This is a genomic window from Arthrobacter sp. Soil762, from assembly GCF_001428335.1.
Classification (GTDB): domain Bacteria; phylum Actinomycetota; class Actinomycetes; order Actinomycetales; family Micrococcaceae; genus Arthrobacter.
The window spans coordinates 58412-85013 of record NZ_LMSG01000005.1 but is presented as its reverse complement, the minus strand read 5'-3'; the positions used below and the strand labels follow the sequence as shown (position 1 = coordinate 85013).

27 protein-coding genes, 1 tRNA gene and 1 pseudogene are annotated in these 26602 nt (G+C 64.5%); 21 read left to right on the top strand and 8 right to left on the bottom strand.

What is annotated here, in order from left to right; genetic code table 11:
- From ASG77_RS06620 to ASG77_RS06590, 7 genes are all read left to right on the top strand, one after another.
- Nucleotides 1-385 (top strand): sugar phosphate isomerase/epimerase family protein (locus ASG77_RS06620; protein ID WP_156380196.1); only part of this gene is annotated, 385 nt, incomplete at its 5' end.
- A 119-nt stretch (nucleotides 386-504) separates the two neighbouring features.
- Nucleotides 505-708 carry a hypothetical protein gene (locus ASG77_RS06615; protein WP_056342840.1) on the top strand — a complete coding sequence of 68 codons (204 nt, stop codon included), beginning with the start codon at nucleotides 505-507 and terminating at the stop codon, nucleotides 706-708.
- 11 nt (nucleotides 709-719) lie between these two features.
- Complete coding sequence (locus ASG77_RS06610) at nucleotides 720-1043, top strand: hypothetical protein (protein WP_156380195.1); 324 nt, start codon at nucleotides 720-722, stop codon at nucleotides 1041-1043.
- Between the two features lie 766 nt (nucleotides 1044-1809).
- Nucleotides 1810-2415, top strand: a complete 606-nt coding sequence (locus ASG77_RS06605; protein ID WP_056342834.1) for a hypothetical protein — start codon at nucleotides 1810-1812, stop codon at nucleotides 2413-2415.
- Between the two features lie 53 nt (nucleotides 2416-2468).
- A complete protein-coding gene (locus tag ASG77_RS06600) occupies nucleotides 2469-3071 on the top strand; it encodes a DUF6919 domain-containing protein (protein WP_056342831.1) in 603 nt (200 codons plus the stop codon).
- Nucleotides 3072-3158: 87 nt separating this feature from the next.
- Nucleotides 3159-3719, top strand: a complete 561-nt coding sequence (locus ASG77_RS06595) for an AEC family transporter (protein WP_235564355.1) — start codon at nucleotides 3159-3161, stop codon at nucleotides 3717-3719.
- 96 nt (nucleotides 3720-3815) lie between these two features.
- Complete coding sequence (locus ASG77_RS06590; protein ID WP_056342828.1) at nucleotides 3816-4028, top strand: hypothetical protein; 213 nt, start codon at nucleotides 3816-3818, stop codon at nucleotides 4026-4028.
- Between the two features lie 204 nt (nucleotides 4029-4232).
- On the opposite strand, the gene ASG77_RS06585 is transcribed toward ASG77_RS06590, so the two are convergent.
- Both ASG77_RS06585 and ASG77_RS06580 read right to left on the bottom strand, forming a co-directional pair.
- On the bottom strand, nucleotides 4233-5552 hold the full coding sequence (locus ASG77_RS06585) for a ParM/StbA family protein (RefSeq protein WP_056342824.1): 1320 nt from the start codon (nucleotides 5550-5552) through the stop codon (nucleotides 4233-4235).
- A 79-nt stretch (nucleotides 5553-5631) separates the two neighbouring features.
- A complete protein-coding gene (locus ASG77_RS06580; RefSeq protein ID WP_056342820.1) occupies nucleotides 5632-6195 on the bottom strand; it encodes a hypothetical protein in 564 nt (187 codons plus the stop codon).
- A gap of 320 nt (nucleotides 6196-6515) precedes the next feature.
- Between ASG77_RS06580 and ASG77_RS21700 the strand changes: the two genes are divergently transcribed.
- From ASG77_RS21700 to ASG77_RS06565, 4 genes and pseudogenes are all read left to right on the top strand, one after another.
- Nucleotides 6516-6818: a hypothetical protein gene (locus ASG77_RS21700; protein WP_156380194.1), complete on the top strand. Its 303-nt coding sequence runs from the start codon at nucleotides 6516-6518 to the stop codon at nucleotides 6816-6818.
- Between the two features lie 339 nt (nucleotides 6819-7157).
- A pseudogene (locus ASG77_RS06575) lies at nucleotides 7158-7721 on the top strand (dihydrofolate reductase family protein).
- 578 nt (nucleotides 7722-8299) lie between these two features.
- A complete protein-coding gene (locus tag ASG77_RS06570; protein WP_056342817.1) occupies nucleotides 8300-9427 on the top strand; it encodes an L-talarate/galactarate dehydratase in 1128 nt (375 codons plus the stop codon).
- Nucleotides 9428-9437: 10 nt separating this feature from the next.
- On the top strand, nucleotides 9438-10142 hold the full coding sequence (locus ASG77_RS06565; protein ID WP_056342814.1) for a FadR/GntR family transcriptional regulator: 705 nt from the start codon (nucleotides 9438-9440) through the stop codon (nucleotides 10140-10142).
- 13 nt (nucleotides 10143-10155) lie between these two features.
- On the opposite strand, the gene ASG77_RS06560 is transcribed toward ASG77_RS06565, so the two are convergent.
- Together ASG77_RS06560 and ASG77_RS06555 are read right to left on the bottom strand one after the other, a co-directional pair.
- The gene (locus tag ASG77_RS06560) at nucleotides 10156-11574 is read right to left on the bottom strand and encodes an APC family permease (protein ID WP_235564354.1); all 1419 of its coding nucleotides are present in this window, start codon (nucleotides 11572-11574) and stop codon (nucleotides 10156-10158) included.
- Nucleotides 11575-11603: 29 nt separating this feature from the next.
- Complete coding sequence (locus ASG77_RS06555; protein ID WP_056342809.1) at nucleotides 11604-13013, bottom strand: flavin monoamine oxidase family protein; 1410 nt, start codon at nucleotides 13011-13013, stop codon at nucleotides 11604-11606.
- A gap of 142 nt (nucleotides 13014-13155) precedes the next feature.
- On the opposite strand from ASG77_RS06555, the gene ASG77_RS06550 reads away from it, so the two are divergent.
- Entirely contained in the window at nucleotides 13156-13860 is a 705-nt protein-coding gene (locus tag ASG77_RS06550) for a TetR/AcrR family transcriptional regulator (protein ID WP_056342806.1), read from the top strand.
- 72 nt (nucleotides 13861-13932) lie between these two features.
- Here the strand turns inward: ASG77_RS06550 and ASG77_RS06545 are convergent.
- Nucleotides 13933-14015: transfer RNA gene (locus ASG77_RS06545), tRNA-Leu, on the bottom strand.
- A 330-nt stretch (nucleotides 14016-14345) separates the two neighbouring features.
- Between ASG77_RS06545 and ASG77_RS06540 the strand changes: the two genes are divergently transcribed.
- The 7 genes from ASG77_RS06540 to pknB are packed head-to-tail and all read left to right on the top strand — an operon-like array spanning nucleotide 14346 to nucleotide 23667.
- Nucleotides 14346-15089, top strand: a complete 744-nt coding sequence (locus ASG77_RS06540; RefSeq protein WP_056342804.1) for an FhaA domain-containing protein — start codon at nucleotides 14346-14348, stop codon at nucleotides 15087-15089.
- Nucleotides 15086-15568: an FHA domain-containing protein FhaB/FipA gene (locus ASG77_RS06535; RefSeq protein WP_056342800.1), complete on the top strand. Its 483-nt coding sequence runs from the start codon at nucleotides 15086-15088 to the stop codon at nucleotides 15566-15568. Before ASG77_RS06540 ends, ASG77_RS06535 begins: the two co-directional genes overlap by 4 nt.
- Nucleotides 15569-15570: 2 nt before the next feature.
- Nucleotides 15571-17202, top strand: a complete 1632-nt coding sequence (locus ASG77_RS06530) for a PP2C family protein-serine/threonine phosphatase (RefSeq protein ID WP_056342797.1) — start codon at nucleotides 15571-15573, stop codon at nucleotides 17200-17202.
- Nucleotides 17199-18587, top strand: a complete 1389-nt coding sequence (locus tag ASG77_RS06525; RefSeq protein ID WP_056342794.1) for an FtsW/RodA/SpoVE family cell cycle protein — start codon at nucleotides 17199-17201, stop codon at nucleotides 18585-18587. The genes ASG77_RS06530 and ASG77_RS06525 overlap by 4 nt, the downstream gene beginning before the upstream one ends.
- Nucleotides 18584-20044 (top strand): peptidoglycan D,D-transpeptidase FtsI family protein, encoded by a 1461-nt coding sequence (locus ASG77_RS06520; RefSeq protein ID WP_056342792.1) that lies wholly within the window; start codon nucleotides 18584-18586, stop codon nucleotides 20042-20044. Before ASG77_RS06525 ends, ASG77_RS06520 begins: the two co-directional genes overlap by 4 nt.
- Nucleotides 20041-21720 carry a protein kinase domain-containing protein gene (locus tag ASG77_RS06515; RefSeq protein WP_056342789.1) on the top strand — a complete coding sequence of 560 codons (1680 nt, stop codon included), beginning with the start codon at nucleotides 20041-20043 and terminating at the stop codon, nucleotides 21718-21720. Before ASG77_RS06520 ends, ASG77_RS06515 begins: the two co-directional genes overlap by 4 nt.
- A 15-nt stretch (nucleotides 21721-21735) precedes the next feature.
- A complete protein-coding gene (pknB, locus tag ASG77_RS06510) occupies nucleotides 21736-23667 on the top strand; it encodes a Stk1 family PASTA domain-containing Ser/Thr kinase (RefSeq protein WP_056342786.1) in 1932 nt (643 codons plus the stop codon).
- A gap of 98 nt (nucleotides 23668-23765) precedes the next feature.
- Here pknB and ASG77_RS06505 read toward each other — a convergent pair whose 3' ends face one another.
- From ASG77_RS06505 to ASG77_RS06500, 3 genes are read right to left on the bottom strand one after another with little or no spacing between them, the layout of a single operon-like run.
- On the bottom strand, nucleotides 23766-24407 hold the full coding sequence (locus ASG77_RS06505) for an aminodeoxychorismate/anthranilate synthase component II (RefSeq protein ID WP_056342783.1): 642 nt from the start codon (nucleotides 24405-24407) through the stop codon (nucleotides 23766-23768).
- Nucleotides 24404-24574: a hypothetical protein gene (locus ASG77_RS22185; RefSeq protein WP_200950679.1), complete on the bottom strand. Its 171-nt coding sequence runs from the start codon at nucleotides 24572-24574 to the stop codon at nucleotides 24404-24406. The genes ASG77_RS06505 and ASG77_RS22185 overlap by 4 nt, the downstream gene beginning before the upstream one ends.
- Before the next feature lie 2 nt (nucleotides 24575-24576).
- A complete protein-coding gene (locus tag ASG77_RS06500; protein WP_056342780.1) occupies nucleotides 24577-25377 on the bottom strand; it encodes a class E sortase in 801 nt (266 codons plus the stop codon).
- Between the two features lie 174 nt (nucleotides 25378-25551).
- Here ASG77_RS06500 and ASG77_RS06495 point away from each other — a divergent pair, with 174 nt between their 5' ends.
- Both ASG77_RS06495 and ASG77_RS06490 read left to right on the top strand, forming a co-directional pair.
- On the top strand, nucleotides 25552-25806 hold the full coding sequence (locus ASG77_RS06495; protein WP_056342777.1) for a cell division protein CrgA: 255 nt from the start codon (nucleotides 25552-25554) through the stop codon (nucleotides 25804-25806).
- An 18-nt stretch (nucleotides 25807-25824) separates the two neighbouring features.
- A complete protein-coding gene (locus ASG77_RS06490; protein WP_235564352.1) occupies nucleotides 25825-26457 on the top strand; it encodes a DNA-3-methyladenine glycosylase I in 633 nt (210 codons plus the stop codon).
- The last annotated feature ends 145 nt before the right edge of the window (nucleotides 26458-26602 follow it).

Sequence of the window (26602 nt, the reverse complement as noted above, 5' to 3'; positions counted from 1 at the left end):
GAACTGGGACCCCTCGCACTTCATGTGGCAGGGCATCGACCCCGTCTCCTTCATCTGGGACTTCAAGGACCGGATCTACCACGTGGACTGCAAGGACACCAAGCTCCGCCCCACCGGCCGGAACACCGTCATGGGTTCCCACCTGCCGTGGGGCGACCCGCGCAGGGGCTGGGACTTCGTCTCCGCCGGCCGCGGCGACGTCCCCTGGGAATCATCCTTCCGCGCCCTGACCGCGATCGGCTACACCGGACCCATCTCCGTCGAATGGGAAGACGCCGGCATGGACCGCCTCCACGGCGCCCCCGAAGCCCTCGCAGCGCTCAAGAAGTTCGACTTCCAGCGGTCGAACACTTCCTTCGACGCCGCCTTCAAGGCCAAGAACTAAGAACCAAACGCCCCCCACGACCCAGCTCCTATGCGGTACGGCGGGGCCCTCAGAAGATTTCGTACCCTGGAATAGCTGCCCCAGCCGGCGCCCCATCAAGCAACTGAAAGGAGCAGCCCATGTCGAAGGAAACGTCAGTGATTACTATCAGCGTCGAGGACCGCGCTTCTAGAGACCGGCAATTGGAGCAGGCCGTTTCACTGCTCCGCAGAGAAGCAACTGACTGCGGGATTCTCGTAACCAGGGTCGAATTTACAACATTTACTGTCGCCATCAGCCCCGGTGTCGCTTTTGGCCTTACCCAGGAAGCTGATTTGCTGTGAGGAGCAGCAGGGTGTTTTCCCAAGACCCGACGAAACTATGCGAGCCGGATGTCGTGGATTTGCCGAAAGAATCTCACGCCAAACAGCAAGAAGGCCTCCCGTACCTAATCGAGGGGCAACAACAGGAGGAGGTCGAGAAGCACCCCCTGTTGACTTGGACAGGTCTCGGCCCTGAGGACGTCGTGTCATTTCAAGAGGCAAGGACTGGGCAATGGGTTGTTGGATCGGTGGAGTCAAAAACACGCGATGGACTCATTATTTGGATAAGGGACGACCTGAACGACAGGAAGGCTTTCCACTTCCACGACTGCGAGTCGGTGCAGCTACTGAGATAACTGGGGGCTTTGCCTCACTTGCTCGATACCGTAACTGCTCTCCAGCCCGCCGCATGCACGTTGACCGTGTTAGCAGGGCTCTCGCTGCCCCGAATGGCTACAGATTTTCGAAGTGAGGTTCTGGGCGACATAGGGGTCCCTATCGGCACTGCGGACTCCTCGGTTCAAGCAGGGCCCCCACCCATCCTGCCTGCTTTGGCCCCGCTGTTGTCAGCAACGGGCAGTTTAATCTCCTACTGCAGCCCTTGCGCTACGCGCTCCTTCAAACTCCCGTCAGAGTGAACTACACCCCAACCTGACGTCCATCCCACTCGGACGGGTGTCAGAATAGGATCTAAAATAGCGTTTCCGGACATGCCTTTTGGAAAGTCATAGGTTTCATCCTGACAGCTTCGGCAGGGGTGACTACGGCGGCAGGTCAAGGAATCCGGTATGCGAGGGTTACCACGCTGGACCAGACTGAACAGCGCAAGCCGGCGGCCAAGCCTTGGATTAGATTTTCAGCGACAAGGCTTCCGGCATCTGTACCCTCAGGCCTCAATTGGCCGAACTGCTGCGCTCCGCTCGTGACGCAGACATCGTCGCGTTGGGCGAACTTCGTGTTTGGCAGGCGGAACCAGGAAATGCCTGGGGCTTCCCTGATCAGCCTCAGGATCGTGCAATATCCACATAGCCTGCCCGCCCATTGACCCCGGCGCCCACAGGGGATGCAATGGAAGGAGCAACCCGGAATCCTGGGCCGGGCCTGACGCGGGGAGGTGCCGCAGTGCCGGCATTTGCAGAATCCGTCCTGTTTGGAGCGCTGCAGCTGAGTTTCTGGGGTGCAGTGCTGGTGTGCGCGGTGGCTGCCACCGTCCTGGCTGTCCGCCGGCATTCGCCGCCGGACCAAGCCGTCCGCGCCCCGGACCCCGTGTTCTGGGATGTGTTTATGGGCTCTGCCGTGGCACTTCCGGCGATCCTTATTCCCACACTCGCGTCACCCTGGTTTGGTGTGGTCCTCGCCGCGCTGGGCGCAGGGGCGGGCGTGGCCGCCTACCGGGGCAGCCCCCAGATCCTGGCGTGGCAGGAACGCCGCCGGCAGCTGCGGCTGGACCGGCCCGTTCACACTGCGGCGCAGGCTGAACATGACGCACTCCTGGCCCGGTGGAGCCGCTACGAACTGGACCCTGCAAGCTGCATCGACTACCCCGCTATGACGGACGTCCGGCTGCCCGAGACGTCGGCGGTGATCCGCGCCATGAGGGAGGCAGAGCAGCTGCGGGCGGTGCCGCACCAAGGGTACGCTCCCGCCGTCGTCCGCTTTGGCGTTGCCCTCGCCGCGGCGGAACGTGCTGCCGGGATCCCCGCCGGAATCACCGCCGGCGGACGTTAACTGCTGTGTCGCCGCCACTGGAGTCCTGCGGCGGGGCGCCGTAGCATCCGAGGATGGAACCCACAGAAGCGGAAATCCGTGACCAGTTCGGCAGGCGCCTGGAGGATAAGGGCGCCTGGAGGCAGGCCATCACCCTGGAAGCTGCCGGGGAACTGACCGCGCGGTGGCTGGAGGGCCATAGCGAATACCAGGCCGCCACCTTTACGGTCCGCTACGACGACGAAACAGAACCGATCGCCACAGAGCTTGCCGCCCTCAACAGGAACGGGCTGTTCACCAAGGAGTCCCAGCCCGGCCTGCGGACCGACAACTCCGCCCAGCGGCAGTACGTGACCGGCTTCTGCAGTGCAGAGGCGGCCGTGGAACTCCTGGCCCTCTCCACGCGGACCGAGCTGGTGACTGTTGCGCATGCCCCGGGCGAGGCCAGCAGCGCCGCCATCCCCGTAACGCTCGACGGCGGCGAGGTAGTTACCGTCCTCGGCTCCAGCGAGACTCCGGCGCAGGAAGATCAGATCCAGGACTGGGCAGAGGAAACCAACGAAACGCTGGCCCTCCTGCTCGCCGACTCCTGGTATGTGGAAATCCTCGACCCCGTCTGGGGCCGCGATGACATGATGCTGCCCGCTGTCCTCGCCGCGCTGACAGTGGTGCCGTAGCCTACGGTATTTAGCAGTCGCGGTTTCCGGCGTGAGCGCAGGGCTCGGCCGCGCGGAACTTCCAACAGCTAAATAGAAGAGCGCACTGTGGGCGGCGTTGTTTCCGGAATCCTGATCGTCTCCGTCGTCATTGCCGTGGGCTATTTCGCTGCCCGTCTGCGGATCCCGGGGCCGGAAGTCCAGGGCGCGCTGACCCGAACCGCCTACTACGTCACCAACCCGGCGCTGCTGTTCACTGTGGTTGCCGGCAGCGACATCCGCGCCGCCCTGGGAACCGATGCCCCGCTCGCGCTGCTCTCCGCAGCGATAGCGGGGCTCCTCTATTGGCTGGCGAGCTTCCTGTTCTTCCGACGCCCGGCGGCGGAAACCGCCGTCGGCGCCATGGCCAGCAGCTACGCAAACGCAAACAACATCGGAATCCCGGTGTCCCTGTACGCCGTGGGAACAGCGCAGCACGTGGCGCCGGTGCTCCTGGTGATAGCGCCGTTCTACCAGACGGTCCTGGGGTTGGTCTCCGGTTCCAAAATCTCGTGGAAGAAGATGCTGCTGCTGCAGCCGTTCGGCAATCCCATGATCATCGCGTCCGCAGCCAGTCGAGCCCGTGCTGAGCCCACACGTCCCGGCAGGCGGCCAGTGCGTCCTCGATAGGGATGGGGTTGCGTTGTGTCGATGGCTCGCCGACCCGTGTTCCTTTCCCCAGTACAACTGTGGTGCCGGGGAACTGGTTACCGTGGAGTTCGGCTCGTGCGAAGCAAAGTATCGAAGCTTTTTGTCCGTGGCGGGCAGCTGCATCACTGCCGCTCCGCCGGTTGCCACCAGGGCGACGGCGACACCGGAAAGCAGAATCCGCTTGCCTTTGGTGTTCTGGAAGTGCCGGTTTTCCGGGGTTCCGTCCTGCGCGACGTTGGCCAGGAGTGCCTCGATGGCTGCGCTGCGTTCCGCGCTGAAGCACTGTGAACGCGAAACGGGCCATTACTTATCAGCGGTGAGCAGGCTGGGTGGGTAGTTCAGCCCATCGCGCAACGCCTGGGCGTGCGCGATGGGCTGAATCCGGGAGGCCATCTACCGCTGCAGAACGCGTCCAGCCGGTCCCCCACAGCGACGAATCAAGTCACTCTCAGTGAGGGATTGCTGGGTCGTTACTAGTCCCGGCCCCGTTACCTACACAGCGGCGTCGACGAGCTTCTTCTCGCTTGAACGAGCGCTGCGCTTACCATTGGCAGCCGGTGCGGCGCCGGCTCGTTGTTCTACGGACTCGGCGGCAATGTAGAGACCCTCACGGTTCAGGTTTCGCGAGTAGGAGGAATCCAGGTACAGAGTCGGGAATGAGTCCACCGAGTTCATCTCGGTGGCCTTGGCCAGAAGTGCCGGATACAGATGTGGCTTCACCGGACCTGCCCCGCCGCCGAAGACATACGCGACCTCTGTGGTCGCACCAACGACAGCCAGAACGCGGCCGAACCGCTCGGCAACTTCCTTGGCAAAGAACCGCATCTCTTCATCGACGAACTGAGCGACCTTGTCGTAGAAGTTACGCTTCAACGGCGACGCTCCGGCCTGCAAGTACTCGGCCAACTGCTTGCGGGAAGTGAAGCCATGCGAGAAGCCCTGGTCCTCCATCGCCTTCAGCGCGTCATTAAGAACGGAACCGTAACCTCGGTTGTGCGTGGTCGAGGCGTCGGCGTTGAACTCTCCAGCGGTGAAAACAGGAAAATTGACTGTCCCTTCACCGACATCGATGCCGACAGTGTGCTCGGCTGCAAGCACGTCACCAGATGTGATGCCCACCAGAGACAGGCCTCTGCTTCGGACATCGGCGAGCATAGCGTCCATCAACGGCTCACCCTTGGCAGTGATCGCATACTGAGCCGACGCACCCTCGGGGATCACCTGTACATCCACGAATTCAAGCTTCACGGTGACCGGGGTCTCGAAGTTATGCACGGTAACCGTATGCGTGCCGCTCATGAACTCTGCTGCGTAGCTAGTGCGGTGTGAGATGTACTCGTTGATCGGCAGCGCAAGTGCTACCCGAGCCTCCACACTTAAGGTTTCGATAGCCGGCGGCAGTCCACCGTGCTCACGCACGTAGTCACGCAGGGCCTTGGCAGCGAAAGCACCCATGACCAGAACCTTGCTCAGCTCCTGCTGGGCCTTGCTGCGACGGCCGACCACGTCGAACTCATCAAAGGCACCTTGGGCGCTCAGGGCACGCAGGCCGAAGAGCCTGCGGTGATGATTGCTGACCAGAGGGGAGATGAAGCTGACGTCCAGCTCGTTATAGAAGTTGCCTTCCATCTTCGCTGGGGCTTCACCGTCAGGGATCGGCAGAGCGTTCGGGCGCGTGATCGTTGCCACGCCGCTAGGTAGGTCGATCTCGTCGACGTTGGTGGTACCTGAGGCACCGGCGCCGCGGATGAGGCCCTTGACGTAGCCGTTGCCAACGTCGATGCCACCGGTGAGATTGATCGAAATGGTCATGAATGTGATCCCGTCGTGAAAGTGTTTGGTGTGTTACTGAGGTGCCATACAAGAGAAGTGCTGGGAGTTGTTACGGGAGTTAGCGCAGCGTCGCGAAGATGTCGTTGACTTCAAGCTGTCCGCCAGAAGGCTGCTCCGGTTCAGGAGTGGTCGAGGAGGACGTGTGGATGTCGTCCTGTCTTGGTGCAGGTTTCTGAACCAGTGTCGGGGCTTCCAGGACGATACCCAGGATCTCGGGTCCGGTGTTTGTCTCCTGGTTGCGATCCAGATCCGTTGACGCAGCAGGTGTCGCCACCTGCTGAACCCACGCAACCGGAGCCGCAGCCGTTTCTGCATTCCGCTCTCTCTCCGTTGATTCCTCTTCAGGACCAACAGGACGCCCGCGCGTGGGAAGCTGAGCAACTGGTCGGTTGATGACATCGACGTAGCCAAGGCGCTCGATGCTCTCACGGATCAGCATCCGAACAGACAGTGATGGGTTGTCCTGCAAATTCATCCACATCAGCACGGCCTCATCGGCTGCGGGGACGCTCAGGCGGAAACGGTGGGGCTGTGGCTTCATAGTTACAGCAGAAGTTTTTGCGGTTTTCACAGCAGCGGCCTTCTCCTTTGGTGCTGCCGCCTTGCTCTGAAGGTTGGCCATGAACCCTCCTCTCTCTGATTAATAGAAGTGTGGTGTTCTCGTTTACGAGCAAATGTGGACTCAAGCCCACGATCAACCCGGAAGTGGTCACAGATGGCAACATATTGACCACGTATGGTTAGTTCCCAGACCCTTCGCTCGCGTAGCTCTCAACCCACATATGACCCGTCTCGGGTCAGTTCTGGTCAGGAACAACCCAACCTTAGCCCGAGATTTATCGGAAACTTTGGAGCAACGCACGCACCACTACAACTAACCCTTGCGCCTAGGTGCAGCGTTTCTTTTTGTTGGTATCTGCCCGTACAACTAATGTTGTCCACATGAGCGCAGAACGAAAAGCCAGCCGCCACGCCCAAGAATTCCGTTGGCACCAGGCCAACCTCCAGTTACCCGAGACCGAAGCTGCTCTTCGTGACCTCAGGACACTCAGCGAGGCGGTTGAGCAGCTCCTCATCGAAGCTGTCATTCGAGCCAACGACGAAGGAATGAGCTCGGCAAGCATCGCTGAGGCGCTCGGATTCACCAAGCATGTCGCGTCGGAGCGACCCTCCCCCGAAATCCTGAGCCCTTCACCAGCACGACCTTCTGGTCGCCGTGGCATTCATTTTGCGCCAATGACCTAATTGAGAAATGAGCCCCATCCGGGTCATCCGGGTGGGGCTTATTTTTTCAGCCAGTCGGGGACCATCGCGCGGAAAACTGGCGCTAACGCCTTTCAGTGCGAATCGCAGCGATAAATGGCGGCGTTTTAGCAGCGATGAATGTCACCCTGGCCGTCCTTGGTGGATCCTCCACCGGGCTGGCGTGCTCATGTCCGACGGGGCGTCGCGGCGGGAGGCGATCGAGTATGCCACGCTGAGCCCCGAGCACGAGGACTGCCTGCGAGTCGCTCGTGCACCGATGGGTTTCCCGCGCCGCGCCCGATCTATACGCTGGAGACCGACTGACGGAAGGCTGGCGCGATGCGGAAGCTGATCTACGGCGTGAACCTGACCCTTGACGGCTACGTCGCCGCGGCCGGCGACGACATTGGCTGGGGCGGGCCGAGCGACGAGCTGTTCCAGTGGTGGGTCGACGAGGAGCGGGCGATCAGCCTGATGCTGTATGGGCGCAAGCTGTGGGAGACAATGAGCTCCCACTGGCCGACTGGCGACCAGTAGACAGGCGCTACCCCGGCGCAGATCGAGTTCGCGCGGAACTGGCGGGACACGCCGAAGGTGGTGTTCTCCTCGACGGTCGACAAGGTCGACTGGAACACCCGCCTGGTCAAAGGCGACGCGGTCGCGGAGATCACCCGGCTCAAGGCCGAGGACGGCGGCCCGATGAGGGTCGGCGGCGCCACGCTCGCCGGGGCGGCCATGCGGGCCGGGCTGATCGACGAGTATGCGATCGATAGCCATCCGGTCCTGGTGGGCGGCGGCACGCCGTTCTTCACCGCGCTGGACGGCTGGGTGAACCTGAACCTGGTGGAGACGCGGACGTTTCCCGGCGGCGTGGTCCTAACCAGGTACGAGACGAGGCGCTGAGCGCGATTCCACGGCGCGGTCGGGGAAGTACATCCACCACCAGCGGCCCCACGTCGGTGGCCAGCAGATGACCACATTCGCCGGGAGCTACGACTCCGCCGGGAAAACCATCCATCCGGTCACGACCTACGCCAGGAGCGGCCTGGGCAGCACTGAACAGGACTGCGCAGTTTCCTGCCGGTCAGCGGAAGATTTCAGTGGAAAGTCAGAGGATCGGCTATGCAAGTGTCAGGACTTGGACCAGAACGACAAATGCCAGCTCGACCGTGAGGCCCTGGATAGGGCTTTCAGCGACACGGCATCAAGCAAGGACATTGCCGGACCACACTCTTGCCGCGCTGAGACGCTTTACGCCAGACGCAGACGCTGAGGTGGTCCACAGCATGGATCGGTTCGACCGAAATCTGGACGGAACGGGAGCACGACCATGGAACGGCAACGGGAGCGTTTCGCCCTGTTCCGGCAGCGGGACAGCCGGAAAGAGCGGCTCCACCAACAACACTTGTAATACAAGTTTGATACTTGTACTCTAAGTAGCAGGGCAACGCAAGCCCGACAGCCTGCTTTCGAGGAGCCCCATGAGTACCGTCGATGTCATCCGGCACGTAAAACTTTCCACCGCGCGGCTGCCGCTGGCCGTCCCCATCAGCGACGCCAAGGTCTTCACGGGGCGGCAGACGCCCATGACCGAAGTGGTGTTCCTGTTCGCGGAGATCACCACGGAGCTCGGCCACACTGGCCTAGGCTTCAGCTACTCCAAGCGCGCCGGCGGCCCCGCCCAGTACGCGCACGCCAAGGAGGTCGCCGAGGGCATCATCGGCGAGGACCCCAACGACATCGGCAAGATCTACACCAAGCTGCTCTGGGCCGGCGCCTCCGTGGGCCGCTCGGGTGTGGCCACCCAGGCCCTGGCCGCCATCGACATCGCACTCTACGACCTCAAGGCCAAGCGCGCCGGCCTCTCCCTGGCCAAGTTCCTGGGGTCTTACCGGGACTCCGTCCAGACATACAACACCTCCGGCGGCTTCCTCAATGCCTCCCTCGAAGAAGTCAAGGCCCGGGCCACCGTCCTCCTGGAGGAGGGCCTCGGCGGCATCAAGATCAAAGTGGGCCTCCCGGACAGCAAAGAGGACCTGCGCCGCGTCGCAGGCATCCGCGAACACATCGGCTGGGACGTCCCGCTGATGGTGGACGCCAACCAGCAGTGGGACCGCGCCACCGCTCTGCGCATGGGCCGCCAGTTGGAGCAGTACAACCTCATCTGGATCGAAGAGCCGCTGGATGCCTACGACTTTGAGGGCCATGCGCACCTGGCCAACGTCCTGGACACCCCCATAGCCACCGGCGAGATGCTGGCTTCCGTGGCCGAGCACAAGGGCCTCATCAACGCCAACGGCTGCGACATCATCCAGCCGGACGCACCCCGCGTCGGCGGTATCACGCAGTTCCTGCGCCTCGCCGCCCTGGCGGACGAACGCGGGCTTGGCTTGGCGCCGCACTTTGCCATGGAGATCCACCTTCACCTCGCCGCGGCGTACCCGCGGGAACCGTGGGTGGAGCACTTCGACTGGCTTGACCCGCTGTTCAACGAGCGCCTGGAAACCAAAAACGGCCGCATGCTGGTCCCGGACCGTCCCGGCCTGGGCGTGACCCTCAGTGACCAGGCCCGCGCCTGGACCACCGAGTCCGTGGAATTCGGCGCGTAACCTTGAACGCATGAGCCGGAACCTGACCGCGGACCTCGCCGCCGACCTTCGCACCCGCATCGTCGACGGCGTCATCCAGCCCGGCGACAAGCTTCCCAGCGAAAACACGCTGATGGTCGACTTCGGCGTCAGCCGCACTGTGGTGCGCTCGGCACTGACGCGCCTCCAGGCCGAAGGGCTGGTGGAAACCGAACGCGGGCGGGGAAGCTTCGCGCTGACCCCGCCCGACGAGGGCCCCCAGCCAGTCCCAGGCAGCCGACGCGTCGCCAGCACTGAAGACCGCCTCCACCTGCTGGAATTCCGGCTGGGCGTCGAGACCGAAGCTGCGGCCCTGGCCGCCCGCAACCACTCAGACCGCCAGTTAAGGGCGGTCAGTGCTGCCCTGGAACAGTTCGCCGCCAGCGCCGACCATCCCGGCCACGCCATGAAGGCCGACTTCGAGTTCCACCGGGCCATCGCGGCCGCCTCCGGCAACCCTTTCTACTCGGACTGCCTGGCCGCCCTGGGCCAGACGATGATCGCGATGCCGCGCACCCGGCTGCTCACCGGCGTCGAACATTACGCACGGGACCACTTTGACCAGGTGGTGCACGAGCACCGGTCCATCGCTGCCGCCATCGCCGACGGCGATGAGACCGCCGCCTCGGCCGCCATGCGCTGCCACCTCGCAAATTCCCGACGGCGGTTCAAGGCTTCGATACGCCCGCCCGCTTAGGCGCCGCCCGCACTCAGCGCTCCTCGCGGCCGCGGGCCAGCACCTGCCCCTTGAAGAACCCGGGCCGCAGCCGGGACATCACCAGCATGATGACCACGCCCAGCAGGATCACGCCCATGCCCAGGATGAACACCATCCCCAGCCCGCCCACCGATGATCCGGAGCCGTACTCGGGGTCCATGGAATCGGCGGCGGTCTTGAAGAACATCACCAGCAGGATGACTCCGCCCAGCAGCGGCGCCAGGAACTTAAAGAAGAAGGCGCGGCCATTGCTGAACGCCTGAGCCCGGAAGAACCAGACGCATGCCAGGGCTGTGATGCCGTAGTAGAAGCAGATCATCATGCCCAGCGCCGTGATGGTGTCCCAGAGCGCGTTCTCCGAGGTGGTCCGGGTGATGACGCAGAAGGCTGCGGCGGCAACGCCCGCGGCGATCGTGGCGTAGCTCGGGGACTTGAAGCGGGGGCTGACCTTGCCGAAGCGGCCCGGGAGTGCCTTGTAGTTACCCATCGACAGCATGGTCCGCGCCGGCGACACAAACGTGGACTGCAGCGAGGCGGCCGAACTGCTCAGGATGGCGAGGGACATCAGGATGGCGAACGGTCCCATGACCGGCCCGGAGAGGACGGCGAAGATGCTCGACTGGTTGTCCGGATTCCCGGCGCCCAGGCCGGTTTCGCCCACGCCCGCAAAGGAGAGGGTGGCCAACGCAACGGTCATGTAGATCGCGACGATCACCACCACGGTGACGGTTGCCGCCCGCCCCGGAGTCTTCTCCGGATTTTTGGTTTCCTCGTTCATGGTCAGGGTGACGTCCCAGCCCCAGTAAATGAAGATGGAGAGGGAAACCCCGGCAGCAAATGCTGAGAAGGATCCGACCGCGAACGGGTTGAACCAGTCCGGCGAGATGGCAGTCGCATCAAACGCCGAGCCGTTGGCCACGTGACTGAAGGCAGCAACGGCAAACCAGCCAAGCACCAGCAGTTGGAACGCCACCAATACATACTGCACGCCCTTGGTGGCCTCCATGCCCCGATAGGAAATCCAGCAAGCCAGGGCGATGAACACCAAGGTGGTGGCGATGTTCAGCTGAAGGTTCTTGCTCAGCCCGCCCAGTTCCGGGTTCCCGAACAGCTGGGCCAGCATGAGGTAGAAAAAGTCCACGGCGACCGCCGCCAGGTTGGACAGCACAATAATGGTGGCCGCAATCAGCCCCCAGCCACCCATCCAGCCGATCCACGGACCAAAGGCGCGCGATGCCCACGTAAACGAGGTGCCGGCGTCGGGCATGGCATTGTTCAGTTCGCGGTAGCCGAACGCCACCAGGATCATGGGGATAAAGCCCACTAGGAAGATCGCCAGCCATTGCCCGGGGCGCTGGGTGGCTGTGTTGTCACTTCTTTGGGACTCGTGGCCTTGCCTCTCTTGGTTCATTCGACGCTGAATGGTTGGAGCTGGTGCGCTCAGCCGACGGCGGCCGCCGCCTCGTTTGCCGCACGGGAAGCGCCTGCCGCGTCCACGATGCGCGCCGCCGTGCGCTGGCCCATGCGGACGGCTCCGTCAACGTGCTGGTAGCCCTCAGCGGCGAGGTCTGAGGAGCACCAGTAGATCGGGCCCACGGGGGCGTGCTGGTCCTTGCCGTAACGGTGCAGGCCGCCCAGATCGTAGCTGGCGGCGTACGCGCCCCGGGTCCATTCCTCGGAGCCCCAGTCGGATTCGTAGTAGACCTCGGGCTCCAGGGCCTTGTCCCCCAGGAAGCCGGCAATGGACTCCAGCACCACGCGCTTCCGTTCCTCGGCACTCAACTCGAAGACGGCGTCGGCCTTTTCATCCGAAATGAAGCCCACCAGGGTGCCCCGGGAATCGCCGTGGTTGGTGTTGTCGTAGACCTCCTGGACCAGCGAACCGGCACCGAAGCCGGTACCGGAGAGTCCGTCTTCACGCCAGAACGGCGTGCTGTAGACGGCGTGGACCTTGATCACCAGGCCCAGCGACTGGTGCTGGTGCATCTGGTGCTGCCGCCGCGGAAGGGGCGGGTCAAACGAGACGCGCGAGTAGAGGTTCGGCGGCACGGCCATAATCACAAACCGCGCATTCACGGTGGCACGCTCCGAGACAACACTGACGCGGTGCCCGCCTTCCCCGGCATCGTCCCAGTGGACGGTGCGCACCGGACTGTTAAGTACGACGTCGGCACCCAGTTCCGCTGCCTGCAGCAGGGACACCTGCTGCATCCCGCCGATGACCCGCTTGTCCAGGATGAAGTCCTCGTCGGTGAGGTGGCTGAAGGACCCGGCGGAGGCTGCCATGAGGACCGCCTGCAGTGCCGAGAAGGCGTGTGCGGGCTTGGTGAGCATGCCGCCGGCGATGAACAGGCCAATGTTGTTGCAGGCCTCCTCGTCGTTGGAGTTCCGGCGCAGCCAGTGGTGGAAGGAGATGGTGTCCAGTTCACGGGCCTTGGGATGGGCCCACGGCTCTGTGGCGCCGATTTCCGCGGCGAGGCCGTCCAGAATGCCGATCAGCTTGTCCATTTCCGCCCCGATGGCTGCGCTCACCGGGAAGGAATCACCGGTGTAGCGCGTCTTCTTACCGTCGGCGCCGACGTAGACGGATTCGCCCTCACGGTAGCGGGAGTATGTCTTCAGGCCGAGCTCGTCCAGGAGCTCCAGCAGTACGGTCTGGTCCGGGGAGACCCACTGGCCGCCGACTTCCAGCATGGCCCCGTCAATGGTGTCGGTCCAGGTTCGGCCGCCCACACGGTCCCGTGCTTCCAGCACTGCCACGCTGAGGCCAGCCTTCCTCAGCTCGCGGGCAGCGGTGAGCCCGGAGGGTCCGGCGCCAACGATCACAACGTCACGGTCAAGTTTCAGCATGATGTCCTCTCTATGGCCGGTCGAGTGACACGAACCACTAAATGAATGCCATTCATTTATTAGAACTATAGCTGTTTTGCGGTCCGCAAGGAAGAGCCGGGTGGAATAATGCTGGAGACATCTGCCCGCAGAAAGGCCAGCAATGCCGGCATCACCAGCCGCTTCACGAACTGCCACGGAACGCGAACCCGTGCCGCAAACCGGTGCGGCACGGCGCCGCGCGGGGCGGCCCGCCGCGGCTGTCCTTGACCAGGCGGGCATCACGGCAGCAGCCCTGCGGCTCATCGGCAAAACCGGCTACGACGGGCTCACCATGGCCGCACTCGCCCGCTCACTGAATGTGGCGCCGTCGGCCCTTTATAACCATGTGGAATCCAAGCGGGACGTGCTCCTGCTCGTGGAAGACCACCTGACTGCCCTGGTGGATGTGACCGCCTTCGCGGCGGAACCCTGGGAGTCCGCGGTGCGGAAGTGGGCCTGGAGTTACCGGGACGTCTTCGCGGAGCACACGCCCTTGATTCCCGTCATCGCAGTACTTCCCGTGACTGACGCACCGCAGACCCTCGCCATGTATGAGACGGTCAGCGCCGGATTCCGGGCGGCCGGATTCCCGGAGGAGCGGATCGTGTCCGCCATCGTGGCCCTGGAATCCTTCATCTTCGGATCCGCCTACGACGTCACGGCGCCCGCCGACATTTTCGATTCCGGCAGCATGGCGGAGTCGACGCCGAGCTTTACGGGTGCCGTCCGGAGCCTGGCCGCGCTGGGGCACGAGAAACCTGCAGACGTGGCGTTCAGCCTGGGGCTTGAGGCCCTTATTGCGGGCTTCGGGGCGTTACGCGAGTAGGCGCAGGGCCTCGACCGCCCCAGCGTTAAAAAAGGGAACCCCGGTCCGAAGACCGGGGTTCCCTTGATTGCGTGCGCGAGGGGGGATTTGAACCCCCACGCCCTTTCGGACACTGGCACCTGAAGCCAGCGCGTCTGCCGTTCCGCCACTCGCGCGCAACTTCTTTTCCATGATTTACGGCCGGTTTCCCGGATCCGCAACCTTGTAAAAGCAGCGAGATCAAGCATAACGGACATCGACGGCAAAACACCAATTGAGCCCCGGGAGCGGTCAAATTCCACGCCGGGAGGGGGCGGGCAGGGAACCCCTAGCGAACTTTCCGGGGGCCCGGCCGTTGTGGATTAAGGTCATTCACAGGCCTGCCCAGTAGTATCTGATGTAGTAGTGCCTGCCATTGCCAGGCAGGCCGCTGGGTCCTGAACTGCATTGCTGGCTGAGTTCTGGAACGAAAACTGCCCCGCAGCCGGGGGGAAAGGAGAAGGACCATGGGATTGCTGGACAAGGTCGAGCGCGGCATCGAAAAAGCCGTCCGCGGTGTCTTCTCCACCGGTTCGCGCGCCCAGGTTGAACCTGTGGAAATCGCCAGCCGGCTCCGCCGCGAGGTGGACAACAAAGCCATCACCATCGCCGCCGGCCGCACGCTGGCCCCCAATGTTTTCGACGTCCAACTCAGTGACGACGACTTCAGGAGGGCTCAGGACTGGGGCACGCCGCTGGCCGAAGAACTCTGCGACGTCGTCATCAACCACGTCCGCAGCCAGGGCTACACCCTGCAGGGCTCGGTGCGGATCTCTTTCCGCCGTTCCGAGGAGCTGCGCGCTGGGGACTTCGAAATCGTCTCCTCCACTGAGAAGTCCAAAGCCGGCCCCGGAGTCTCCTCGGCCAGGCCCAACCTGCCGGCAGCCCCCAGCCGCCCACCCTTACGGCTGCAGCCCGTCCTGGACATCGACGGCCAGCGCTACTCCCTCAATGCCCCCTCCATCGTCCTGGGCCGGTCTTCCGAGGCCGACATCCTGATTGACGACACCGGCGTCTCGCGCCGCCACCTCGAGATCCGCACCGCCAGCGGCGTCACCAGCGCTGTGGACCTCGGCTCCACTAACGGCAGCTACGTCAACGGCCATAAACTGGCAGGCAGCACCGAACTGACCGACGGCTCCACCATCACAATGGGACGGACAAAGATCATCTTCCGCCTGCTTCCCGCCAACCCTGGGGGCCGCCCATGAGCGACCTGACCATCACTGCCCTGCGGTTTGGGTTCCTGATCCTGCTCTGGGTCCTCATCTTCAGCATCGTTTCGGCCATGCGCCGGGACCTGATGGTGGGCCGCAAAGCCGCCGCCGGCACCCCCACCGCCCGTCAGGTCCGCAAAAACCCGGAACTGGCCGAGGCTCCGCCGCAGCCGCTCAAGCAGCAGGCCCACCAACTGGTGGTCACCGAAGGCCCGCTCAAGGGAACCACCATCCCCCTGGCCGCCAGCCCCATCCTGTTGGGCCGCGCCCAGGAAGCCACACTGGTACTTGAGGACGACTACGCCTCCGGCCGCCACGCGCGGTTGTTCCCGCAAGGCAGTCGATGGTTCATCGAGGATCTTGGCTCCACCAACGGCACCTACCTGGCCGACCAGCAACTTACCCGGGCTCTGCCCGTTGAGCTTGGTGTACCCGTGAGGATCGGCAAGACGGTCATCGAATTGAGGCCGTAGCCATGGCCGCTGACATTCCCGCCGGCGGGGCCACACCCGTCCAGCGGCCCCTCATCATGCGCTATGCCGCGCGCTCGGATGTGGGACGCATCCGGGCCAAGAATGATGACTCGGCGTACGTCGGCCGCCATTTGGCAGTCGTCGCGGACGGCATGGGTGGCCACGCGGGCGGCGATGTTGCCTCCGCCGCCACCGTGCTGGACATGCTGCACCTGGACCACGGCGACTACGACGGCGACGCCGGCACGGTCCTCGCCGACGAGATCCAGACGGCCAACTCCCTGCTATCCGAGCTGGTGCACATCAACCCCAAGCTCGCCGGCATGGGCACCACCGTCACATCCCTGCTGCTCGCCGAGGGCAAGCTGCACTTCGCGCATATCGGCGACTCCCGGGCGTACCGCCTGCGGGATGGCGAGTTTGAACAGGTCAGCGTGGACCACACGTTCGTCCAGCGGCTGATCGATGAGGGCCGGCTCCGCCCCGAAGAGGCCGAAACCCACCCGCACAAAAACGTCCTTATGCGCGTCCTGGGCGATGTTGACGCCAGCCCCGAGCTGGATCTGGACACCCTGGACGTCAAACCCGGGGAGCGCTGGTTGCTGTGCTCGGACGGGCTCAACTATGTGGCCGGACATGTGGTGGAGCGGACCGTCCGCGAGACAAAAGACCTGCGTGAGTGCGTCGAAACACTGGTTAACCTGACGCTGGAAGCCGGCTCACCGGACAACGTCACCGTGGTCATGGTGGAAATCACCGAGGAAACGTCCGACGACGTCAGTACCGCCGCCGTCGACATCATCCCTTCACAGCTGCTCACCGAAGCCCCCGTCGCGGACGGCGGCGCGGCCAGCGCTTCACCGGACGCCGAGGCGGCCGACGACAAAAAGCCCGCCGCCGACAAAGCCCCCGAAAAGCCAGTTGCCGCGGAACCCCCGCCTTCCACCGACCCCCATCTCGGCGAGCACCTTTCGGCCGAAGTGCTGCGGCAGGAACTCGCATCGCGCCCGCACGAACTGGTCGGTGCTGCGGCCACCGCGGCCGAGTCCGGCTCCATTCCCACCATCGCCGGCCGCACCGTGGCCCGGCGGGCCGCCACCGTTCTGACGCACAAGGCCGACTCACCCGTTGCGGAGGCGGATGACCTCCTGGGACAGCCCAAACCCCGCCGCTGGGTCACCATGTCCATCGCCGCGTCCGTGTTGCTGGTCCTGACATTGGGCCTCTGGCTCGGCTACGCCTGGACCCAGACCCGCTACTACATCGGGGAATACGATTCCCGTGTGGCCATCTACAACGGTGTGTCGCAGCGGCTTGGTCCCCTCCAGCTTTCAACCCTCGAAGCCGTAACAGAGATCCGGATGGATTCCTTGCCCCAGTTCTCCCAGCAGCGCGTCCGGCAGACAGTTCCCGCGCGTGACCTCTACGACGCCCAGCGGATCGTGAAGAACCTTGAAGGCACCGGCACCATTGCTCCGCCGGATGAGTGTCTGACCCCCTCGCCCACCCCGGCCCCAACAACGGCGCCGGCAACACCCACCGCACCTGCCCCGTCGCCGGACCCGTCCGCTCCGGCGGCAGCAGCCCCGGCCGCCTCACCCACCCCCACTACCGTCTGTGAGGGGGGCCAGTGAGCCAGCTCAGCACCATCCCCAAGCCCCGGCGCAACGTGGAACTGTTGCTGCTGATCCTCGCCCTGTCTGTGGGCATCGGCGCCAACATGCTGGTGGGCGTTGACCAGGCGAAGGCGTTCGACTCCGATTTCTGGTTCCAGTCCAGCCTCCTCGCGGTGGCCGCCGTGGTCTTCCATGTGGTCCTGCGGATCCGGGCAAAATATGCCGATCCGGTAATGCTTCCTTTGGTGGTTGCACTCAACGGTCTGGGTCTTGCCATGATCCACCGCCTTGACGCCCCCGGGGAGGACACCGGCAACAACCAGCTGCGTTGGACCCTGATCGCCATGGCCGTGGCCATCGGCGTGATCTGGTTTCTCAAGGACCACCGGGTGCTGCGCCGCTTCACCTACATCTCGCTGGCTGTGAGCGCGCTCCTGCTGATTCTTCCGCTGGTGCCCGGCATCTCGGCCGGCGAAATCCTGGGCGCCCGGGTCTGGATCCGGGTGGGTCCCATGACATTCCAGCCGGGTGAGATCGCCAAGATCACCCTGGCTATATTCTTCGCCGGTTATCTTTCCTCCAACCGCGACCTCATTCTGCTGGCCGGCCGCAAGATCGGCCCGCTGCAGTTCCCCCGGTTCAAGGACATGGGGCCCATGATCACCGCCTGGCTGGTGAGCATCGGCGTGTTGATCTTCCAGCGCGACCTCGGGTCTTCCGTGCTGTTCTTCGGCCTGTTCATCGTGATGATTTACGTGGCCACCAGCCGTATCAGCTGGGTAGTGATCGGCTTGGGCCTCATCCTGGGTGGCGGCTTCGTGGCAGCCCAGGTGTTTTCCCATGTCGAAGTCCGCATCTACGGCTGGCTGAACGCCTTCAGCCCAGACGTGTACGAGACCGGCAGCCGGCAAGTCATCGAGGGACTCTTCGGCATGGCCAACGGCGGCCTGGTGGGTACCGGCCTGGGCCAGGGCCGGCCGGACCTGGTCCCCTTCGCCAACAGCGACATGATCATCGCGTCCCTCGGCGAGGAGCTGGGCCTGATCGGACTGTTCGCCGTGGTGCTGATGTACGTCCTGCTGTTCACACGAGGGTTCCGGGCGGCGCTGGGCACCCGGGATGCCTTTGGGAAACTGCTGGCCTGCGGACTTTCCTTCGCCATCGCCCTTCAGTGCTTCGTGGTGATCGGCGGAGTCACACGGCTGATCCCGCTGACCGGTTTGACCACGCCGTTCCTCGCCGCCGGCGGTTCGTCGCTGCTGGCCAACTGGATAATCGTGGGCCTGCTCCTGCTGATCTCCCATACGGCGCGGGGACCAGTGGACACCACACCACTTCCTCCCGGCGGCGCTGCGGAACCTGCAGGAATTGATACTCCCACCGAGGCGGTGAAACAAGCGTGAACCAAGCAATCCGTAATTCCTGGGTGGCAGCGATCGCCATGTTTGCCCTGATCTTCGGCGCCATCAGCTTCGTCCAGGTGGTGGGTGCCGATGACCTCAAGGGCAACCCCCTGAACCAGCGCGCCATTCTGCAGAATTACTGCAACGACCGCGGCGCCATCATCGTGGGCGGGGACCCCGTGGCCGAATCGGTGGAAGGCACCTCCGAGGTCTGCCAGTTCCAGCGGACCTACGCGCAGCCGGCACTGTACGCAGGCCTCACGGGCTACTTCTCGCGGAACTACGGTGCCACTGGCCTGGAAGTTGCGATGAACGATCAGCTGGCCGGCAGCTCAGACCAGCAGTTCTTCGACCGGATCGGCCAGCTCTTCCTGGGCAACCAGCCGAAAGGCGCCTCGGCGGAACTCACCATCGATCCCGCCATCCAGAAGCTCGCCTACGACCTCATCCCGGACGGCCAGCGGGGATCCATTGTGGTCACCAACCCCAAGACCGGCGCCATCCTGGCCATGGTGTCCAAGCCGTCCTATGACCCCAACCTGATCGCCACCCAGGACCCCAACGCCGAAACCACCAACATCAATGAGCTGGTCAAGATACCCGGCATCAACCTGAACCAGAATGTCAGCGGACCAACGGGCGAGCTGCTCGCTCCGGGATCAGTCTTCAAGCTGGTGGATACCGCGGCGGCCCTCGCCTCCGGGAAGTACAACAAGGACAGCGTGCTCCCCAACCCGGCCGAGATGCCGTTCCCGGGGATCCAGTACAAACTTCCGAACTACGCCGGAGGCAACTGCTACACCCAGGACAAGGCCAGCTTTGCCTTCGCCCTGCAGCAATCCTGCAATACGCCGTTCGCCAGCATTGCCCTCGACCTAGGCCGCGACGCCATCGCCGAGCAGGCTGCAAAATTCGGCTTCGGCGAGGATCTGGGCGACCAGCTCAAGCTCGCCTACGCCAGGGGCAGCGGATTCCCCGATGACCTGGACGGGCCAGGCCTGGCCCAGTCCGCCATCGGCCAGAAGGATGTGCGCGCCACTCCGCTGCAAATCGCCTTGATGACCTCGGCAATCGCCAACAACGGCGTCCAGATGAGCCCCAGCCTGGTCAAGACCGTGCGGTCCCCGGACCTCAGGGTCATTGACGAGCCCCAGCCTGAAGCGCTCCGGACGTCCACCACCCCGGAAATTGCCCGGCAGATCACCGAATGGATGACCAGTGCGGTGAGCCAGGGCATAGCCCGCGGGGCGGCCGTCCCCGGTGTCCAAGTGGCCGGCAAGACCGGAACCGCTGAACTGGGCAACGGCCTGAACAACTCATGGTTCACCGGGTTTGCCCCGGCGAACAACCCGGAGGTGAGTGTCACCATCGTCATGGAAGGCGTAGACATCACCACCGGCGCACAGCTAACCAGTCCGAACGCGAAGAAGATTTTTGAGGCGGTGTTGAATAAGTGAGGCCTACAACGGGAATCACCCTCGGCGGCAGATTCCAGCTGACCACGCGGATTGCGATCGGCGGGATGGGAGAGGTCTGGAAGGCCAAGGACCAGGTCCTGGGCCGCATTGTCGCTATTAAGGTGCTCAAGGAGGAGTACACCGGGGACCCCGGTTTCCTTCAGAGGTTCCGTGCCGAGGCACGCCACACCGCCCTGTTGAACCACGTGGGCATCGCCAATGTCTTTGACTACGGCGAGGAGGAGGGCTCCGCCTACCTGGTCATGGAGCTCGTTCCGGGCCAGCCGCTGAGCAGCATCATCGAGCACGAGCAGGTACTGTCCCCGGACCGGACGCTGTCCATGATGGCGCAGACCGCCCGCGCCCTTTCCGTCGCCCACGCCCAGGGGCTGGTCCACCGCGACATCAAGCCGGGCAACCTGCTGATCACACCCGACGGCCGGGTCAAGGTCACGGACTTCGGCATCGCCCGCCTGGCCGACCAGGTCCCGCTGACACAGACAGGCCAGGTAATGGGCACCGCCCAGTATCTCGCCCCCGAGCAGGCCACCGGCCAGACCGCTACCGGCGCCTCGGACATCTACTCACTCGGCGTGATCGGCTACGAGTGCCTCACCGGGCACCGGCCGTTCTCCGGCGAATCCCAGATCGCCATTGCCCTGGCGCAGGTCAACGACGCCCCGCCGCCGCTTCCGGAGACCCTGCCCAAACCGGTCCGCGCGCTGCTGATGTCCATGCTGTCCAAGGATCCCAAGAACCGCCCGGCCAACGCCATCAAGCTGTCCGAGGCCGCCGAGGCCATCCGCAACGGCGATATTGACGCCGCGCACGCAGCGGTTCCCGGCATGTTGCTCTTCGAGGCAACAACCGGCCCCATCACCGCACCGGTGGACATTGCCACGGCACCCACCGGCGTCATCGCCCAGAAGGACAGCAACACAACGTCGACGTCCGCCCTGCCCGTGCTGGGTGCCGCTGCCGGCGGCGCTGCAGTCGGCGCCGCGGCCGCGGGCGCAGCCACCGGAGCCGGGAGCACGCTTTCGCGTGCGGACGCCCTGGCCGCGGAGCGCAGCTGGGTGCAGGAGGAAGAGGAGTACGACGACGAGCCGGCCGATGAGCCCGACCGTCGCGGCCGCAGCCCCTGGACGCGGCCGCTGGTCGCCCTGATCGTGCTGGTCCTGTTCGCGCTTGTGGGGTTCTTCCTGACGCAGCAGGGGATTTTTAACCCGTCCGGCACCGTCACGAACTCTGCGTCCAGCAACCCGCCGTCCACCAGCCCCAGCCCGTCAAAAACCTCGGCGTCCGCTACGCCTACCCCCACCCGGACCACCGACGCGCCCACGCCAACGCCCACCCCCACCACGGTGGACATCATTTCGGCGGCCTACCTCGGGAAGGACTACCGCCAGGTCCAGGGGACGCTGGAAACCATGGGCCTGTCCGTGCGGGTCATCCCACAGCAGAGTACCTCCGCGGCCGGAACAGTATTGCAGGTCAATCCCACGGGCACCGTGCCCAAGGGGGCTGAAGTGACCGTGACCTACGCCGTCCCGGTCCCGGCTACCATGCCGACCACTCCGCCGTCCTCGCCGGCCGCCTCTGCTGAGCCAACGTCCACCCTCCCCAAATGCAACCCCGGCCAGCTGCCTGGATTGCCTCCTACCTGCGCGCCGTAGCCGTCAGGATTGACAGTGAATGACTCGCCCCGCACTCCGCTGCACCGGGAGGATAGCCTCCCGGTGGATAATCAGCGCGTCCTGAGCGGCCGCTACGAACTCGGCGGAATCATCGGCCGCGGAGGGATGGCGGATGTCCACCGCGGACTGGATACCAGGCTGGGCCGGACAGTTGCCGTCAAGCTTCTCCGCCCGGACATGGCCAGGGATCCGCAGTTCCAGGCGCGCTTCAAACGCGAAGCGCAGTCCGTAGCGGCGCTGAACCACCCGTCCATCGTCGCCATTTACGACACGGGCGAACATACGGTTCCGGATGGCTCGGAGGACAGCGTCCGGGTGCCCTACATCGTGATGGAGTTTGTTGAGGGCAGGACCATCCGCGACCTGATCCGGGCCAAGGAAGTCAGCATTGACCAGGCCATCGACTTCTGCCTGGGCGTGCTTTCCGCCCTTGAATACAGCCACAAGGCGGGCATCGTCCACCGGGATATCAAACCCGCCAACGTGATGTACTGCGAAGGCTCCAATTCCGTGAAGGTCATGGACTTCGGGATCGCCCGGGCCATCGCCGATTCATCCGCCACCATGACGCAGACCCAGGCCGTAGTGGGCACTGCCCAGTATCTCTCGCCCGAGCAAGCCCGGGGCGAAACAGTGGATGCGCGCAGCGACCTCTACTCCGCAGCGTGCCTGCTGTACGAAATGCTCACCGCCCGCCCGCCCTTTATTGGTGACAGCCCCGTGTCCGTGGCGTACCAGCACGTCAGGGAAATCCCGGAACCCGCGAGCAGCGTGAACCCGGAGGTCTCGACCGCCCTGGACAGTGTCCTGGCCAAGGCTCTGCAGAAGAACCGGGCGGACCGTTTCCAGGACGCGGCCGCCTTCCGGCGTGCGCTGCGCGCCGCCCGGGCGGGCGTGTCCGTGCCCGCGCTGGCCGCAACCGAAGCCCCCACCGATCCCAACGACCACGTCCCGACGCCGGAACGCCCGCCCGTGACAGAGGTGTTCGGGCTCACCGGAGCCGGCTTCCTGGACGATGACCCCACCGGCCGGCAGCGCAACGCGGACGACACCCGGACTGACGGCGTACCGGTCATGGCGGCCGCCACCCTGGGACAGTCGGATGTCGATGAACTGCCCCTTGGCTTCGCTCCGGAACGTGAGCGGACCGCCCGGCAGAAGTCCCGTCGTCGTACGTGGGTTGCCACCTTGGTGATCTTCACCCTGCTGGTTCTTGGCGGCGGCGGTCTCTGGCTGTACAACGTCGTGAACCAGCCCGCTCCAGCGCCGCCCAAGGTGGCGGTCCCGGCGGTGGCGGCCCTGACGGAGTCGGCGGCCCTGCAGGAACTTTATGGTGCCAACCTGCGGCCGCAGATCAAACGGAACAAGCACGAGACCATACCCAGCGGGACGGCCATCGGCACAGACCCGGTGGCCGGAACCTCGCTTGACCCCAATGCGGAGGTGATCCTGAATATCTCTGAAGGCCCAAGCGCCGTCAAGATTCCGGAGAACCTTCCGGGCCAGACAGAAGCCGCGGCGCGGGACATCCTGCGCCAGGCAGGACTCGTGGGAGCCCCTTCCACCACCACAGCCAACAGCGCCACCGTTCCGGGCGGCAGGGTGATTACCACCAGCCCCGCACCGGGCCAGCTGGTAGGCCCGGGCACCACGGTGGAGATCGTGATTTCCACCGGCAAGGTGTCCATGCCTGAACTGCGTGGCCGCACGCGTGCCGAGGCGGAAACGGCGCTGAAGGAACTGGGCCTGGTCCCCAACGTCCAGGAAGTGGAGAACTCCGAGGTGGAGGCGGGCCGGGTCACGGATCAAAGTGACCCGGTGAACGCCGCCGTCGATCAGGGCAAGACGATCAATATTGTGGTGGCCAAGGAACCGGCCCCGCCGCCCACACCAACGGCCACGCCCACACCCACTAAAAAGGGCTAAGCCTCCACCCGCTCCCTAAAGCAACGCGGGGTCACTTCGCGCCCATCCCGAAGGGGAACATGGGCGCGAAGTGACCCCGCGTTGTTCGTGTGTGCCGGTCAGTGCTGGATAAGCGGGCTCAGCGTGGCGGCACGGGCGGCGGCTCCCGCCATTCCCAGGGACTCGAGCCAGTTGCCCAGCATCTGGTAGCCGCCTTCGGTCAGGACCGACTCCGGGTGGAACTGCACCCCGCACAGCGGTGCAGTGCGGTGCTGCAGGCCCATCACGACGCCGGTGGCGGTCTCGGCGGTGATCTCCAGGACGTCGGGGATGGTGTCCCTTACGGCTGCCAGCGAGTGGTAGCGCGTCGCTGTCACGGGGGAGGGGAGCCCGGCAAAGACGCTGGTGCCGTTGTGTTCCACCAGCGAGGTCTTGCCGTGCATCAGCTCCGGCGCGTGGGTAACTGTGCCGCCATAGGCTTCGGCCAGGGCCTGATGGCCCAGGCACACACCGAACATCGGCTTGTTGTTCGCCCCGCACCACTTGATCAGCTCAATGCACACGCCCGCCTCGGCGGGGTTTCCCGGACCGGGTGAGATGAGGACGCCGTCGCGCGTTTGTGCCATCTCGATGGCCTCAGCGAGGGTCACGTCGTCGTTGCGGACAACGGTGGTCTCGGCGCCGAGTTCCTGGAGGTAGCCCACCAAGGTGTAAACGAAGCTGTCGTAGTTGTCTACGACCAGGATTTTGGTTGTGGTCATGGCTGGCTTGCAGAACCAATCGTTGAGTCGGTGAATGCGGTGAAACCGGACATCCATGGGAACAGGAACTGAACCATCAGGATCAGTGCGCCGGCGACGAGCACCAGCGACGTGAGGATCCGCAGCCAGAGGGGGCCCGGCAGGTGGCGGAAAATCCAGCCGTACATACTCAGTTTCCTCTCACGGCTGCGGCCACCTGGGCGGCGATCTCGGCCGGCGGGCCCGCCGAGGCAGGCTGCCAGCTGTCCAGCAGCGCGTACGCGATGATGCGTTCCTCGGCGCCGAAGCGCGGATTGCAACTGGTCATGGTGAGGAAGCTTTCGGTGGGAGTGACGCCGGGGCGGGTGGGGGCCGGCTCCAGGACATCGGTCCGGGACGGCATCACAATCTGGTTGTTGCGGAAGACATAGATGTAGTAGCCGTCCTTGGTCTGGACGTAGATTTTGTCCCCCGGGACAAGGGTGTGGATATTGTCCAGGACGGCACCGTGGGTCTGCCTGTGGCCGGCCACCGCGAAGTTCCCGACGGCGCCGGGCATGGCGGTGTTGGCGTAATGGCCAAGCCCCAGCGTATCCAGGACATCCCCGGTGGTTCCCTGCACGATGGGTCGCGTGTAGTTGGGGCCAAAGCGGGGGATATACATGATGCCGATGGTGCCGGCATGGACTGGTGCCGCGGCAACGGCCGGGGTGCCGTAATCCACGGGCGCTGCCGATGGATCCGGTTTCGGGCTTGCAGGCATCGCGCCGCCCAGCCCCTGGGCGAACTCCTTGATGACCGCGCTCTGCTTGGCGTCGGATTCGATGTTGGTCCACCACAGCTGCCAGCCCACAAAAAGCAGGAGGATAATGCCGGCTGTGATGAGCAGCTCGCCGAGCACCTGCACTGTGCCACGCAGAATGGAAGCGCGGGCGGGCGCCGCACGGGCGGGCCGCGTAGCGGCGCGCCTCGCCTTCTCCTGCACTACCACGCGTTCTCCTCCGGGGTGGCCGCGTGGGCGTTTGAATGCCCTGAACTACGGCTAGAATTGGCTGCTAGTAAGAATCCAGATTTGACCAAGATCGCGCAGACCGCTGGCAACTTCCTTCTTGCAGGATATCAAGCCCGCGGCGCCGAGCTTGCTCCAGTCCGCCAAGGAGAGCACGTGCCCGAGTCAAAGCCTCGCAAGAAGACTTCCAGCGCCGCGCAGCCCGCTTCCGGGGCGCAGGCGTATAAGCCCAACGCTGTTTGGTTCAAGCCTGTGATGTTCGGCCTGATGATCATCGGGCTCTTCTGGATCATCACGTTCTACATCAGCGAGGGCCGGTTTCCTGTCCAGGCGTGGGAGTCGTGGAACATCGTGGCCGGCTTCGGCATTGCCATCATCGGCTTCCTGATGACCACGCGCTGGCGTTCCTGACCTGACCGCAGGACCCGCGTGACTCCCGCTGCCGCCGCCCAGCCCCTAAACGAGGGTGTGGACGGAACTGTCCTGGGCGACGACGGCCTCGCCCGTCCGCCGTGGGCCGCCGTGGATCCGCTGTTGCGCGAGTACTACGACTCCGAATGGGGCCTGCCCGTCCGGGACGAACAAGGCCTGTACGAGCGCATCTGCCTTGAGGGCTTCCAGGCAGGTCTCTCGTGGGCAACGATCCTCCGGAAGCGCCCCGCCTTCCGTCAGGCTTTCCTCGCCTTCCAGCCGGACGCTGTTGCCGCTTTTACGGAAGCGGATGTTGAGCGTCTGCTCCAGGATCCCGGCATCGTCCGCAACCGGCTCAAGATCCGTGCCGCCATTTCCAATGCCCGGGCCACCATCGCGCTGCGCGAGCGGGAAGGCCTGGTTGACTTCGTGTGGCAGTTCCAGCCCCGGGCCACTCCGCAGCCGGTCACGCACGCGGAGATCCCCACGCAGTCACCGGAATCGGTGGCGCTGTCCAAGGCGCTGCGGACGCAGGGATTCTCGTTCGTTGGCCCCACCACCATGTTCGCGCTGATGGAAGCCATCGGCATGGTGGACACCCATCTTCTGGACAGCCACCGGCGCGGATCCTCAGGCGTCTGGACCGGCTGACCTGCCGCTCCGCGGGGAACTAACCGGACGCTCCGCCAAGGCCTGTTGTCCACAGCTGTTGGGAAAGTTATCCACAATGTGCATAACTTTCCCGGCGCCGGAAGCGACTGCCGCCCGTTCAGGCCATGGCGCACGGGACCGAATC

What these genes read in the sequence shown, in the direction of transcription:
- ASG77_RS06530 (WP_056342797.1), top strand. Translation starts at nt 15,571, where the DNA reads ATGGCCGCTGACATTCCCGCCGGCGGGGCCACACCCGTCCAGCGGCCC.
- ASG77_RS06535 (WP_056342800.1), top strand. Translation starts at nt 15,086, where the DNA reads ATGAGCGACCTGACCATCACTGCCCTGCGGTTTGGGTTCCTGATCCTG.
- ASG77_RS06600 (WP_056342831.1), top strand. Translation starts at nt 2,469, where the DNA reads ATGGAACCCACAGAAGCGGAAATCCGTGACCAGTTCGGCAGGCGCCTG.
- ASG77_RS06560 (WP_235564354.1), bottom strand. Translation starts at nt 11,574, where the DNA reads ATGAACCAAGAGAGGCAAGGCCACGAGTCCCAAAGAAGTGACAACACA.
- ASG77_RS06565 (WP_056342814.1), top strand. Translation starts at nt 9,438, where the DNA reads ATGAGCCGGAACCTGACCGCGGACCTCGCCGCCGACCTTCGCACCCGC.
- ASG77_RS22185 (WP_200950679.1), bottom strand. Translation starts at nt 24,574, where the DNA reads ATGTACGGCTGGATTTTCCGCCACCTGCCGGGCCCCCTCTGGCTGCGG.
- ASG77_RS06555 (WP_056342809.1), bottom strand. Translation starts at nt 13,013, where the DNA reads ATGCTGAAACTTGACCGTGACGTTGTGATCGTTGGCGCCGGACCCTCC.
- ASG77_RS06550 (WP_056342806.1), top strand. Translation starts at nt 13,156, where the DNA reads ATGCCGGCATCACCAGCCGCTTCACGAACTGCCACGGAACGCGAACCC.
- ASG77_RS21700 (WP_156380194.1), top strand. Translation starts at nt 6,516, where the DNA reads ATGAGCGCAGAACGAAAAGCCAGCCGCCACGCCCAAGAATTCCGTTGG.
- ASG77_RS06615 (WP_056342840.1), top strand. Translation starts at nt 505, where the DNA reads ATGTCGAAGGAAACGTCAGTGATTACTATCAGCGTCGAGGACCGCGCT.
- ASG77_RS06585 (WP_056342824.1), bottom strand. Translation starts at nt 5,552, where the DNA reads ATGACCATTTCGATCAATCTCACCGGTGGCATCGACGTTGGCAACGGC.
- ASG77_RS06505 (WP_056342783.1), bottom strand. Translation starts at nt 24,407, where the DNA reads ATGACCACAACCAAAATCCTGGTCGTAGACAACTACGACAGCTTCGTT.
- ASG77_RS06570 (WP_056342817.1), top strand. Translation starts at nt 8,300, where the DNA reads ATGAGTACCGTCGATGTCATCCGGCACGTAAAACTTTCCACCGCGCGG.
- ASG77_RS06580 (WP_056342820.1), bottom strand. Translation starts at nt 6,195, where the DNA reads ATGGCCAACCTTCAGAGCAAGGCGGCAGCACCAAAGGAGAAGGCCGCT.
- ASG77_RS06540 (WP_056342804.1), top strand. Translation starts at nt 14,346, where the DNA reads ATGGGATTGCTGGACAAGGTCGAGCGCGGCATCGAAAAAGCCGTCCGC.